We start from the raw sequence: 13235 nt of genomic DNA, 5'->3' as shown, positions 1-13235 counted from the left end.
GCGCCAGACCTTATTTGTAAGGGCAGGAATTATCGGTGAAATAGCTGTGCACCTGGACCTTGCCGGAGACGATATCCGCCTTGGCCGCTTCGACAGCCTTCTTGATCTCATCGGTCAGAAGCGGCGCATTGTTTTCATCGGCGGCATAGTCGACGCCGGCCTCTTTCACCCCGAGATAGCTCGCACCGGCGGTAAACTTGCCGTCAGCGGCATCCTTGAAGGCATTATAGGTAGCAACATCGACCCGCTTGAGCATCGAAGTGAGAACCTTGCCCGGATGGAGACCATTCTGGTTCGAATCGACACCGATGCCGAGCTTGCCCGCGTCGGCCGCCGCCTGCAGCACGCCAATGCCGGTGCCGCCAGCCGCCGCAAAAATCACGTCCGAACCCTGGTCCATCTGTGATTTGGCGATTTCGCCGCCCTTTGCCGGATCGTTCCAGGCCGCAGGCGTGTCGCCGGTCATGTTCTGGATGACCTTAGCATCAGGATTCGTCGCCTTGACGCCGCCGACATAGCCGCAGGCAAAATTGCGGATGAGCGGAACGTCCATGCCGCCGATAAAGCTTACGGTGCCGGATTTCGACGCTTTCGCCGCCATGACGCCGACGAGGTAGGAACCTTCATTGTCCTTGAAGACGACGGACCGTACATTCGGCTTGTCGACTTCGGCGTCGATGATGACGAACTTGGTCTCGGGGAATTCCCCGGCCACCTTCTCGATCGCCGCAGCGGCCGAGAAACCGGCGATGACGATGGGCGAATTTCCGTCCGAGGCGAACTTGCGCAACGCCTGTTCGCGCTGGGCTTCGTTCTGGATCTCGAACTCGCGATATTTCACACCGGTATCGGCGGTATATTTTTCCGCGCCGTTGAATGCCGCCTCGTTGAAGGACTTATCGAATTTGCCGCCGAGATCGTAGATGACGGCGGGTTTCTCATCCGCGGCGAAAGCCGGGAAAGACAGGGCCGTAGCGGCCAGGAGACCAAGGACAATAGGCTTCATTGGAGAGCAACCCCTCTGCATTTTGTTGAGTGCGCGTGCTTTTCGCATCGCATTTCAGCCGAGGCACACCATTGCTCTCGCGCCAGAATGCAATCTGGCACGACCAGGTGTAGAATTCACGCGGAATTTTGCTAATCGGTCAAAAAACGGTCAGGGCGGCGAGCCGCCCGTCATATCGCGCGCGACACGCCCTGCGGGATGGGGCAGGAAACGCCCGTGCCGCGCAGTCCGCAATAGCCGTTGGGGTTCTTCGCCAGATATTGCTGATGATAGTCCTCGGCATAGTAAAATTCCGGAGCTTCCAGGACCTCGGTCGTGATCCGGCCACGACCGCTTGCCGAAAGCGCCTGCTGGTAGGCATCACGGCTTTCGAGCGCCGCCGCATGCTGCTCCGGGCTGAACGTATAGATGCCCGAGCGATAGGTGGTGCCGATATCATTGCCCTGCCGCATGCCCTGCGTCGGATCATGTTCTTCCCAGAACAGCGTCAGAAGTTCGTCATAGGAGACGATTTCGGGATCGAATACCACAAGGACGACCTCATTGTGCCCGGTCAGGCCGGTGCAGGTCTCCTGATAGGTCGGATTGGGGGTGATGCCGCCGGCATAGCCCGCCGCCGTCACATATACGCCCGGAACCTGCCAGAACAGGCGCTCCACGCCCCAGAAGCAGCCCATTCCAAACATGGCGACTTCGAGATTTTCAGGCCATGGCCCCTTCAGCGGCCGGCCGTTGACGAAATGATGCTGCGCCGTGGCGATCGGCGTATCCCTGCCGGGCAAGGCCTGTTCGGCCGTCGGCATTGCTGTTTTCTTGTCGAACATGCTGAGTAGTGACATGACGGCCTCCGTTGGGTTGATGGAACCGGACCTAGCGGGCAAACCGTCCGACGCCATCGGTGCGACGATACCCTGCCATGTAGAAAAGCAGGGCAAGGAACGCAAAAACGGCCACCGTCGGCACTTGCAGCAATGCCAGCATTACCGGGTCCCAGATCATGGCACTTAGATGGGTCTTGACCGCAGTTTCCACAAGGGCCAGCGACGGCGCCGATATGGAAAGCCAGCTCTCCTGCAGCGGCGTCACCACCAGATGCGAGGCACCGACGGAGCGGGCCGCATCGAGGACAGCGGCGATGATCGCCAGGCTCAGGCTGATATAGGCAAGGAATCTTAGAAACAGTCGCAACACTTGATGCTCTCCGATCGATGACCGCCGCGCGGCAACGCCTTCTATCCTATCGCTTCATCCATGGCGAATGAACCGGTTTTTGGCGGTTTACCCAACCTCGCCATCCGCCGGAACACAGCTTCCATCGAGCTTACAAAAATATTTGAAATAAGAGTTGAACAGTTGAGTGTTCTGGCTATAGTGCGCGCCGCACGGGCTGCCGCCGACTAACCATTGCGGCATGTTTTTACGTGCTTATATCAAGAGCATTCGTGGTTGACGGTGCTCCTTTGGCGGAGATATCCGAAAGTCGACCCGCCTGGCAAATATATGCCGAGCGAAGTGTGGAGAGGTGGCCGAGTGGTTGAAGGCGCACGCCTGGAAAGTGTGTTTACGTCAAAAGCGTAACGCGGGTTCGAATCCCGCTCTCTCCGCCAGTTAAGTTTTTCCCCTGACAGATTTATATCAAGCCATAGGCAGGAAGCTGTCTCCCGCTCGCCAAGCCTCGATCGCCGCGTGCGCCATGATTTTGCCGGACAGGGCATGCTCGCAGAGGCGATCCACTCCCCAGGCAGGGGCCGCCCCACTCTATCGGCAAGGCAGAAATATTTTCTGTATCGGGCGCCGTACGGGCGCCGTCGATGGCGGCATCAACGACGCCTGGATTGGTAAATTGCTTGCTTCTGATCATCCTCACCAAGCCTATTTTCAACGAACTACCCATGATTGGTCCAGGTCATGACGCTCGATCTAATTAGACTAAAGTATACTATTCCACAATGTAACGATGTGAACACAACGCAATGCAACTTATGATATATTATGTAATAATATAATTTTTTGTTTATGCCAGTTGCCATTTCTACTTTTACGCGCTATTGCAGCAGACGTATAAAACTGCATGATTTTACAATGTAATATATGGAATAAAGTCTAATAAGATCGGTGCGACGATGTTAGCAGAGAAGTGTTTGCTGATTACGGGGGGCACTGGGTCGTTCGGCAATGCGGTACTTGACCGCTTCCTGCACAGCGACCTGGGTGAAATCAGAATTTTCAGTCGTGATGAAAAGAAGCAGAACGACATGAGACTTCGGTACGCCAACCCAAAGCTGAAGTTTTACCTGGGTGATGTTCGAGATTACGGCAGTCTGGTAGGAGCGCTACGGGGCGTGGACTACGTTTTTCACGCCGCAGCTCTCAAACAGGTTCCATCCTGTGAATTCTACCCGATGGAAGCGGTGCGCACGAACGTGTTGGGCACGGAGTGCATGATCAATGCCGCTCAGACCTGTAACGTACGCAGAGTAGTCTGTCTGAGTACGGATAAGGCGGTGTACCCCGTAAGTGCGATGGGTATCTCCAAGGCCCTGATGGAGAAGGTCGCAAGCGCCAAGGCAAGAGAGCTTGGCGATTCCGCGACAATGATCTGCACAACCCGTTATGGGAATGTCATGGGCTCGCGCGGTTCAGTTATTCCTCTGTTTATCGACCAGATACGACGGCGAATACCGTTGACGCTAACCGATGCGAGCATGACGCGCTTCATGATGACGCTCGAAGAAGCGGTCGAACTGGTCATGTTCGCATTTACGAACGGTTCGAACGGAGACATCTACGTGCAGAAGGCGCCGGCGGCCTCATTAGCCACGCTCGCACGAGCTTTGTGCGAATTGTTCGACGTGCCAAATTATCCGCACAAGATAATGGGCACGCGACATGGCGAGAAGCGGAGTGAAGCGCTTCTAAGCCGGGAGGAAATGGCCCTGGCGGAAGATCTCGGCAAATATTATCGGATCCCGCCGGACAACCGCGATCTGAATTATGCAAAATTCTTCGAAGAGGGGCACTCGGAGATTACCCGTGCCGATGACTATAGTTCCGATAACACGGATCAACTCAGCGTGGAGGAAACCAAGTCCCTCCTTTTGAAGCTGAGTGTCGTCAGAAAAGCTTTGAAGGGTGAATTCAGAGCGATGGATGATGCTGCATGACCAGAATTCTCGTTCTGGGCGCCGGTGGGATGCTCGGCCATACACTTTTCCGCCACCTGGCCATGAATACAACATATGAGGTTCATGGCACGGTCCGGGGGGGTGCGACCATGCCCGATAGCCATACGGCGACCTTGCATGGGGTTGGCACCTTGCACGGTCATGTTGATGTTCTCGACCGCGGAACGCTCCTGGCTACGCTCGATGCGATAAGACCAGATGTCATTCTGAATTGTGTTGGCCTTATCAAGCAGCGAGAATCGTCCTTGAATGTGGAGGAGGCTATTGCGATCAATGCCTTGTTGCCTCATCAATTGGCGGGTTGGTGCAACGCACATGGTTCACGCCTGATCCACTTCTCGACGGATTGTGTCTTTGCGGGCGATCGCGGCGATTACCGGGAAGCCGACCACGCCGATGCGGACGATCTGTACGGCCGGTCCAAATATCTCGGAGAAGTAAATTACGGCAGGCATCTGACCATACGGACATCGCTGATCGGGCATGAGTTGACCAATCATCTAAGTCTCGTGGACTGGTTCCTCGGCGCGAAGGCGCCTGTTTCAGGTTATGCTCAAGTTGTCTTTTCGGGACTTCCCACGATCGAGATCGCACATATAATCCAAAATTATATTTTACCGCATGATGATTTGTGCGGTCTTTATCACCTAAGTGCCGCGCCAATCGACAAGGACCGCTTACTTCGATTGATTGCGTCTGCCTACGGCCGTCGAACGCAAGTCTTGCGCAGTGAACATCCCCGCCTGGACCGCTCGCTGAACTCGGAACCCCTTCGACACGAACTGAACTATAGTCCGCCTAGCTGGGAAAAGCTGATCGCAGACATGCATTCAGACTACATTCGGCACTACAGCGCTGTTCGCGAAGAGGCGGTGTCGTAGCAATGAAGAAACTCAAGGTGATGACAATCCTGGGCACCAGGCCCGAGATCATCAGACTATCCCGCATCATTCCGCTGCTTGATGAGTTCTGCGACCACACTATCGTGCATACGGGTCAAAATCATGATTACGAATTGAATGAAGTGTTCTTCCAGCAATTACAATTGCGAAGGCCTGATCATTTCCTTGACGCAGCCCGCGAAACGCCTGCGGCGACGATAGGCCGGGTGATTTCCGCGATTGACCCGTTGCTGGAGAAGGAAATGCCCGAAGCTGTTTTGATTCTCGGCGATACGAACAGTGCTCTTGCAGCCATTGCGGTCAAACGACGCAAGATTCCGATATTCCATATGGAAGCCGGCAATCGCAGTTTTGATCAAAGAGTTCCCGAAGAGATCAACCGTCGGATTGTCGATCAAATTTCGGATATCAATCTTACCTATAGCGACATTGCGCGTGAGTATCTTCTGCGCGAAGGCACGCCACCCGACCGTGTCATCAAGACAGGTAGCCCGCTTGGCGAGGTGCTGAACCATTATCGCGAAGGGATAGAAGCCTCTACCGTGCTGCAGGATCTGGACCTGCAAGCCGGTGAATTCTATCTGGTCAGTGCGCATCGCGAAGAGAATGTCGATAATCCACGCCAACTGGTCCGTCTTGCGGAAATCCTCAATCATCTGGCGCTTGGGTGTAAAGTCATCGTCTCAACTCATCCGCGCACGCGCAAACGCATCGAGGAATTAGAGCTCAAATTCGCGCCAAACGTGCGCCTGTTGAAGCCGCTTGGATTCTTGGATTATGTCTGGTTGCAGATGAACGCGACAGCGATCCTGTCTGACAGCGGCACCATCACCGAAGAAACTTCCCTCCTCAATCTGCGGTCGCTCAATCTGCGTGAGGCTCACGAGCGCCCGGAAGGCATGGAAGAAGGAACCGTCATGATGGTCGGACTGGATCTGGATCGGGTGCTTCAAGGGCTGGCAATCTTGGAACGGCAACCCGCGGGAGAGAGGCGATCGCTACGTCTCGTACGCGACTATGACGTGGACAATGTCTCGCAGAAGGTGCTGCGCATTCTGCACAGCTATACGAGTTATGTTAACAACTACGTCTGGCGAAAGGGATGAAGGCATGCGCCTCCTGATCCTCAGCCAATATTTCTGGCCTGAGAATTTTCGCATCAATGAACTCGCTGTCGAACTGGCACGGCGGGGGCATGACGTATGCGTTCTGACCGGCCTGCCAAACTATCCCGACGGCAAGGTTTTCGCCGGGTTCCGGAAATCTCCGCATGAATGGAACAAGCTTGGCGATGTCGATATTGTCAGAGTGCCTCTTGTGCCGCGGGGTCGCCATTCGATCAGCCTCGTCGCCAACTATCTCAGTTTTGCCATGTCGGCAGCCATGCTCGGCGCCTGGAAGCTGCGGGGGCGTCCTTTCGATGCGGTATTGGTCTATCAGTTGTCGCCAGCGACCATCGGATTGCCAAGTGTCATACTACGATGGTTGAAGCGTGCGCCCACAGTGTTCTGGGTTCAGGATTTGTGGCCGGACACGCTGGCGGCGATGGGTGTGGTCCGATCGCAGAAGGTCTTACGTTGGGTTGATCTCTTTCTTTCCTGGGTTTATCGGCACACGGACCATGTGCTTGGCCAATCGCAAGCCTTTCTACCCCGCCTGAGGCAACAAGTGCCCGCCGATGTGCCGGTGAGTTATCTGCCAAATTGGGCGCCGGCCGGGGATGGAGCCGTAGATGCAGGTAGAGAGGCGGGAAAGAACGTCTTTCAGGTCTATTACCTAGGCAATATCGGTGAAGCACAAGATTTCCCTACCGTAATTGATGCAATCTCGTCCCTGGCCCATCGTGACGATCTGCACTGGAATTTCGTCGGTGACGGGAGATTGGCCGATTGGTTGAAGCAACAGTTGGAACAACGTCATCTGACGCATAGGGTGAGCATGCTGGGTCGTCATCCCTTGGAAGCGATGCCTCGCTTCTATCGCGCCGCCGATGCTCTCCTCGTTTCGCTGAAGGCCCAGCCATTGTTCTCGCTGACGGTTCCGAGCAAGGTTCAGGCTTATCTGGCGGCTGGTGTGCCTTTGCTTGGAATGCTCGATGGTGAGGGCGCTCGTATCATTCGCGATGCCGGTGCAGGGATTGCATGTCCAGCCGGCAATAGCGCAAAACTTGCCGAAGCCGTTAGCAATCTCATGGCGATGCCGCGCGACAGGCGATTGCAGATGGGTGCAGCCGGGCGCGCATATAGCGAGGCTGAATTCGATTTCACCCGCATCGTGGACCGCCTGGAACAAATCCTCGGGGAGGCTGGTCGAAAATCGGTACAGCCGGTGGAAGTATCCTGATCGATGACATCAGAAAAATCCCCAGCGATCGACGCCGGCTTGAAAGACTTGAGCTTCACCAAATCGCGTGGAGCAGTCGCTGCGAGCAGGATCGCTTTGCTTGTCGGCGGAATTGCAAATTCCTTGCTGTTGCCTCTGGTTTTGGAGCGTTCGGCCGTAGGACTATTTTTCCAAGCTCAAGTCGCGATTGCAGCCTTGTCCACCATTGCTCAACTCGGTTTCACGTTCACCGTTCCGCAGTTTCTCTCTGCATATGTGGCAGAGAACAAATTCGCGGAGGCACGATTTTTTATCGCCTCAATCATTACGGTTTCAATTCTCACATCTGCGCTACTGACAGGGCTCTATTCCATTTTTCTCTATTACGGCGATCTCGGCCCAGCCGAACATACCATCTTGACGTGTGTATTCTTCACCGCGGCCTTCAATGCTCAAAGCGCTATTTCCTGTGAGATATTGCGGGCGTTGCGATCATATGGCGCTGCGAACATCATCATGACGTCATCAGGCCTGTTCGTGCCAATATATGTTTCGATAGTATATTTCGGATTAGAGCATTCTTCGATTCAAAAAGTGCTTTACTGCGGACTGGTGGGTTCAACCGGTGTATTTATACTTTCTATCCTTTTGGTGTACCGAAAAATCAGAAAATTTCCAAGAAAAGCATTCCATAAGAAGAGAATTGTCACCTTTACAGCAAAGTCGCTCCCCAATCTCTTGAGCTCGCTGGTGCTCTTCTTGATGTCGCAGGCGGATATAATCCTACTCTCGCACTGGTACGGCGCGCAGGAGGTTGCTGTCTATGGCATTGCAGCCCGTATCTCCGCATTGTTGCTTTTTCCACTAGCCATTGCGAATTCCGCCTTGGCGCCGGTGGCCGTGGAACACAGGGTAGCTGAGCGCAACGGCGAATTGTGCGACCTGGTTTCATCAACGGCAAGAACGAGTGCTTTACTGGCCGGTGCTGGCTATTCCGCTTTTCTGCTGATCGGCTATCCTCTGATCTATTTTTGGAATCCCGCTTTCATAGAAGCATATTATATCTTTGCGATCCTCGGATTTGGCCAGGTTATTCACGCAGCTTGTGGTGCGGCGGGCGTGTTGCTGATGACGGGCGGACAACAGCTTACGGCCATGCGGATTACTCTCGGTGCAGGCTTTCTCACAATTATACTGGGCGTCCTGGGATTGGAGTGTTTGGGCGTGGGAGGCCTAGCGACAGCTATGGCGGCAGGCAATATCCTGCAGATGCTGGCCTTTGCATATCGAGCACGGCTGCATTTCGGTATTGATCCCACAGTGCTGAGACTACACCGTCCTATACGCGGCGCGGCGCGGGTCTTTTCACTATGACCCAATCATCCAAATGCAAGATTCTCGTGCTCGGAGGATCCGGGTTTCTAGGGCGACTTTTCGCTGCCCATTTCTCGTCAGATGACCGCTATGAGTTGCACTACCTCGTTCACAGAACGAGACCAGACTGGCTGGCGGAGGCTGCTTCCGTCAACATAATTGATGCTCGCGAGGAACATACATTTTCGGCCCTGCCGAAGATGCGAAGCCTTGACGTTGCCATCAACATGTTGCGGCCCGATGGCAGCGGTTGGTGCCTGGATTACACGAAATCTGCCCTGTCCGCCCTGACGAAGACGGGCATCGAACGTTTGGTTCATCTTAGTTCCATCGATATCTACAACGGAAGCACCGCCAAATTTATCGATGAGCATACTGCGCCGATGCCGGACAACGCCTACGCTCGAGAACACTGTCAGATCGAGGATTTGCTTCGAGCATCTCCACTCACTCTCTCCGTATTACGATTGGGTGCCGTTTTCGGGGATGGAGGACGCAACGTCGTTTCATTTTTCAACGAGGCTCAAAAAGCGCCCTTATTGAAACTCGGATTGAGACAAGCGCTTTATGGCCGACGCCGCATGCATCTGGTCAGCGCGGCATCCGTTCTGTCTGCAGTGGCGTATGCATTGGCGCATACAAGCGAGAGCGGCACGCTTCTCGTCACCGATGACGACGACGAGCGCAACAACTTCGCGTATATGAATGAAAAAATCCTGCGCTTCTGCAATAGGCCGGATTTAAGCAATGTGCCCGAGCTTCCGCTATTTTGCTTAAGTTTAGCTTTGAAAGTGCGAGGCCAATCAACAGTCCTGCCCAGCCGACGCTTCTCCGCCGACCTATTGGATCGAGCTGGAATCAAGCGGCCCGATTTTGGGACAGAGCTTGATCTGTACCTTGAGAAACTCTCGCTCAGGGCTGTCCAATGAAATTGTTGCTTACCTGTGTTTCACTGGACAGCGAGCGCGGTGCGGGGACAGCGGAAAGAACTCGGCAATTGGCTAGAGCCTTGGTTGCTGCAGGGCATCAATGCTCCATCGCGACGGTTGATTCTGGTTCGCTGGTCAAAGAACTGACGGGGATTGGAGCGTCGATCTACGTGACGGGTTCAACGCGCCTGAAGTTCACGATACCCTTCGTATCTCCGTGGCGCCTTTGGAATTTGGTGCGAAATGCTGAAGTGGTTCATATCCTGGGATACTGGAACCTGCTATCAGTCTTGACTGCCTTTTTCGCTTTCGTAGGCAACAGGCCGTTCCTGTTATGCGCTGCCGGTGAGCTGGCCCTCTTAAACGAGCCTCGCCCTGTGGCGAAGCTCTTCCACCGACTGTTTGGCTGGTTACTGCTTGGTAAGGCTGCGAAAATCATTGCCATTACCGAGCTTGAGAAACAACAGCTCTTAGCACGCTTCCACTTCCCGGCAGACCGCGTATCAGTTTTGCCGAACGGTGCAATTGCCAGCAACATTGCTCTCGCCGAAACTCCGGCCGCGGAAAGCCCCGCGACCCCTTACATCCTCTACATGGGGCGTCTTGCGCATATAAAGGGACCTGATCTTCTTGTCGAAGCTTTCGGGATAGTGGCACCGCAGTATCCTGAGATCACTCTGCTGCTGGCCGGGCCCGACTTGGGGCTCCAGGCGTCGCTCGAAGCTCGCAGTCGAGAATTGGGGCTGAACAACCGCATCCGGTTCCTCGGCTTTGTCAATGAACAGCAACGTACGGAGCTCTATCGGGGAGCGAGCTTTCTCGTCGTTCCGTCCCGTGCCGAGGCAATGTCGCTCGTCGCTTTGGAGGCGGGGGCGGCAGGCATCCCTGTTGTTGCCACCGATCAATGTGGCTTGTCCGCGATTGAAGAGGTCGATGCCGGCCTGATTTGTAATTGCGAGCTTGTTTCAATCGCGCATGCTCTGATGATAATGCTGGGAAGCAGCCAGCGCAGGCAACAAGGCCGGCGATGGCAGGCATATGTACTGAGAAACTATTCCTGGAGTGCAATCGCCGATGATCTGGTTGCGATTGCGGAGCATGTTAAATGAGCGGACCAAAAGTGAGTATCGTGGTCCCGGTCTATAATTGTGAACGATATCTTGCCGAAGCGATAACAAGCCTGCTCGAACAAACCTATACCGACGTAGAGATCATCGTCGTTGACGATGGCTCTACCGATTCTTCACATGAAATAGCGGCCGGATTTCCCGACAGGGTCCAGGTCATCAGGCAAACCAATCAGGGACAAAGTGTTGCCTTGAAGAATGGTTGGGCTGCTGCCTCCGGTTCGATTCTGGCCTACCTGAGCGCCGATGATCGTCTATTGCCAAAGGCGGTGGAACTAAGTGTAGATGCGTTGCTCACCCATGCTGGCGCAGTGCTTGTTTATCCGGATTTTTACATCTTGAATGCCCAGGGAGAAACCACCGGACTGGTGACGCCACCCGATTATTCAGAAATTGAGCTGTATGCGCAATTGCACTGCCTGCCCGGACCCGGGGCATTCTTCTTGCGTGCGGCCTATGAGCGTGTGGGGCCATGGCGAGCCGATCTGAGACAAATGCCCGATCTGGAGTTTTTTTTCAGGTTGGCGTCCCTTGGCAAGTTTTTGCATCTGCCCGAACCTCTGGCTTGTTTTCGTATTCACGATGCCTCGGCAAGCTATAGGCCTGTGAGCATTGATCGCGCTGAAGAACCGCTGGATATTGTCGGTGGTCCGCTGTCAGTTTTTTCTCAGCCGCACTTGGTCCGTTACCGTAGGGCAGCTTACGCAAATGCCAACCTACTTTCGTCAATCATCCATTTCAAATCGGGACGACCATCGACGGCCTTCAAGCGCCTCATGAAAGCTCTTATCTCCCGCCCACAATCATTATGGAGCAAACGCGGCCTTGCTGTTTGTATTACGCTTGCGCGGGCAGGACTTTTCTATCGTTGACTGCAAACTTCAGCAGCGCGAGTCTTAAAAGGGCAATGACGCTAATGGTCAGAAAAAGTTCAACGCAATAGATAAACAGGGTCCAGGGAAAGCCCATCTGTACGAATAGATAGGCCAAGGAAACTCCCACCGCGCTCGTGCAGCCGAGGTTGCGCGTCACGCTTGCACAGTAAAGCTCCAGCGCGTGGCCCAACAACATACATACGAAGACGAAAGCAACAATAAGGACTAAGTTCCCGGTGTATGAGGCAACACCGATAGGACCAGGCAGCGTAAGAAACACATAGTCTTTGACGTTGGCGTAGCGGTCGCCAGACATGTGCTGGTATATGCCGTTGGCCCCCATGGCCGGATATTCATGTAACGCTGCGCTGAACAAAGCGATTCCGAGTTGCTCAGGGGAGCCGGCGGTGGTCATCACGCCTTCCAAGCCAACCCAGCGCATAATTAGAAGTGACTTCAGTTCGTGGGTGATGGATTGAATGCGGACACTCATGGTGGGACCGGTTGCTTCTTCCGTTGGGACGCGCTCCGTCAATCCGGCGGCTGGCTCGTTCCTTATGCCTGTGTCGCGTGTTTCCACCGCAATGACGGGATAGGTGAAATCAAAGCTGCGTTGCAGGCTGACGGCCGCAATCGACAGGACAAATAGGAGGCCGCAGATTAACGAGGCAGTAAGCACACGGGTGCGGAACAAGGCTTTGACGCCATCTTTGCTTGCGATGACCAGAACTGCCGCCAGTATATACAGCAGAAACTGAACTCGGCTTCCCATCGTAAGCGACGCCATGAGACCCACAATGCCTGAAATATAAAGAGCGGCAAACGATACCGGCTTATCCAGATCCTGGAGCCACCACACCAGTGTCAGCGCTCCGATGAGCGCACCCCAGGCAATGATAAAGGCAAGGATCGGGTACAAGGGGAATGGCAAGTCGACGCCCAGCGTATAGCCGATACGCAATATATTCCAACGCAGATTGATGCCGTAGACCGCAACGGCAAAAACCATCAGAACCACCAGCAATAAAAAAAGAAACGGACGCGCTGTTGCTGGCATCGGGGAGGAGGGCCGTGCTGTCCATCTTGTGGATGGGGCAAAACTGCTGACGTAATTGGCACAAGTCCCGCCGAACAACCCGGCTGATGCAAAATTGAGCGCAGTGTCCCACTGCGTGGCACCATTGAATTGACCCACGGGCTCGATCAGTTCCACGTCGAAAAAATTCAAAGCAAACAGCTTGATAATGAAGCCAAGAGACAGAAAGAGAGCTGTAATCGACAAGAATATCGATGGGCGCCAAATTGCGGCCGTTGTAGCGTATGTCACAGCAATGACGCCGAACATCGTGAACGACAGAATACCACCTTGATAGGAGGCCGCACCCAACGAGAACAGGAATAGAGCGATGATCGGGAGCGAGAACAACAATATTCTGTAATCGATACTTCTTATTCGTATTGTCCCGCCTGACATGGCGTATCGCCCTCTTTGCACACGCCATAACAGCCAGAATT

At 54.3% G+C, this 13235-nt stretch carries 12 protein-coding genes and 1 tRNA gene; 9 read left to right on the top strand and 4 right to left on the bottom strand.

Going from position 1 to position 13235, the window contains the following annotated elements; translation table 11 throughout:
* Nucleotides 1-10: 10 nt before the first annotated feature.
* The 3 genes from OSJ75_RS07710 to OSJ75_RS07700 all read right to left on the bottom strand — a co-directional run bounded on the left by OSJ75_RS07710 (nucleotide 11) and on the right by OSJ75_RS07700 (nucleotide 2197).
* Entirely contained in the window at nucleotides 11-1006 is a 996-nt protein-coding gene (locus tag OSJ75_RS07710; protein ID WP_267227436.1) for a BMP family lipoprotein, read from the bottom strand.
* 170 nt (nucleotides 1007-1176) lie between these two features.
* Nucleotides 1177-1845 carry a peptide-methionine (S)-S-oxide reductase MsrA gene (msrA, locus tag OSJ75_RS07705; protein ID WP_267227435.1) on the bottom strand — a complete coding sequence of 223 codons (669 nt, stop codon included), beginning with the start codon at nucleotides 1843-1845 and terminating at the stop codon, nucleotides 1177-1179.
* 31 nt (nucleotides 1846-1876) lie between these two features.
* Nucleotides 1877-2197, bottom strand: coding sequence for a hypothetical protein (locus tag OSJ75_RS07700; protein ID WP_267227434.1), 321 nt, complete (start codon nucleotides 2195-2197; stop codon nucleotides 1877-1879).
* Nucleotides 2198-2522: 325 nt separating this feature from the next.
* Between OSJ75_RS07700 and OSJ75_RS07695 the strand changes: the two genes are divergently transcribed.
* The 9 genes from OSJ75_RS07695 to OSJ75_RS07655 all read left to right on the top strand — a co-directional run bounded on the left by OSJ75_RS07695 (nucleotide 2523) and on the right by OSJ75_RS07655 (nucleotide 11717).
* Nucleotides 2523-2613: transfer RNA gene (locus OSJ75_RS07695), tRNA-Ser, on the top strand.
* A 516-nt stretch (nucleotides 2614-3129) separates the two neighbouring features.
* A complete protein-coding gene (locus OSJ75_RS07690) occupies nucleotides 3130-4170 on the top strand; it encodes a polysaccharide biosynthesis protein (protein WP_250019460.1) in 1041 nt (346 codons plus the stop codon).
* Entirely contained in the window at nucleotides 4167-5072 is a 906-nt protein-coding gene (locus tag OSJ75_RS07685) for a dTDP-4-dehydrorhamnose reductase family protein (protein ID WP_267227433.1), read from the top strand. The genes OSJ75_RS07690 and OSJ75_RS07685 overlap by 4 nt, the downstream gene beginning before the upstream one ends.
* Nucleotides 5073-5074: 2 nt before the next feature.
* Entirely contained in the window at nucleotides 5075-6199 is a 1125-nt protein-coding gene (gene wecB, locus OSJ75_RS07680; protein WP_267227432.1) for a non-hydrolyzing UDP-N-acetylglucosamine 2-epimerase, read from the top strand.
* A 4-nt stretch (nucleotides 6200-6203) separates the two neighbouring features.
* Nucleotides 6204-7436, top strand: a complete 1233-nt coding sequence (locus tag OSJ75_RS07675; protein ID WP_267227431.1) for a glycosyltransferase family 4 protein — start codon at nucleotides 6204-6206, stop codon at nucleotides 7434-7436.
* Between the two features lie 3 nt (nucleotides 7437-7439).
* On the top strand, nucleotides 7440-8789 hold the full coding sequence (locus OSJ75_RS07670; protein WP_267227430.1) for an oligosaccharide flippase family protein: 1350 nt from the start codon (nucleotides 7440-7442) through the stop codon (nucleotides 8787-8789).
* Nucleotides 8786-9718 carry an NAD-dependent epimerase/dehydratase family protein gene (locus OSJ75_RS07665; protein WP_267227429.1) on the top strand — a complete coding sequence of 311 codons (933 nt, stop codon included), beginning with the start codon at nucleotides 8786-8788 and terminating at the stop codon, nucleotides 9716-9718. Before OSJ75_RS07670 ends, OSJ75_RS07665 begins: the two co-directional genes overlap by 4 nt.
* The gene (locus OSJ75_RS07660; RefSeq protein ID WP_267227428.1) at nucleotides 9715-10827 is read left to right on the top strand and encodes a glycosyltransferase; all 1113 of its coding nucleotides are present in this window, start codon (nucleotides 9715-9717) and stop codon (nucleotides 10825-10827) included. Before OSJ75_RS07665 ends, OSJ75_RS07660 begins: the two co-directional genes overlap by 4 nt.
* Nucleotides 10824-11717, top strand: coding sequence for a glycosyltransferase (locus tag OSJ75_RS07655; protein WP_267227427.1), 894 nt, complete (start codon nucleotides 10824-10826; stop codon nucleotides 11715-11717). The genes OSJ75_RS07660 and OSJ75_RS07655 overlap by 4 nt, the downstream gene beginning before the upstream one ends.
* Here OSJ75_RS07655 and OSJ75_RS07650 read toward each other — a convergent pair.
* Entirely contained in the window at nucleotides 11683-13194 is a 1512-nt protein-coding gene (locus tag OSJ75_RS07650) for a hypothetical protein (RefSeq protein ID WP_267227426.1), read from the bottom strand. The two genes, OSJ75_RS07655 and OSJ75_RS07650, sit on opposite strands and share 35 nt — an antisense overlap.
* Nucleotides 13195-13235: the final 41 nt, after the last annotated feature.

Origin of the sequence: Phyllobacterium sp. 0TCS1.6A (assembly GCF_026420825.1) — a bacterium.
GTDB lineage: Bacteria > Pseudomonadota > Alphaproteobacteria > Rhizobiales > Rhizobiaceae > Phyllobacterium.
This window is presented reverse-complemented; position numbering and strand designations above follow the sequence as displayed.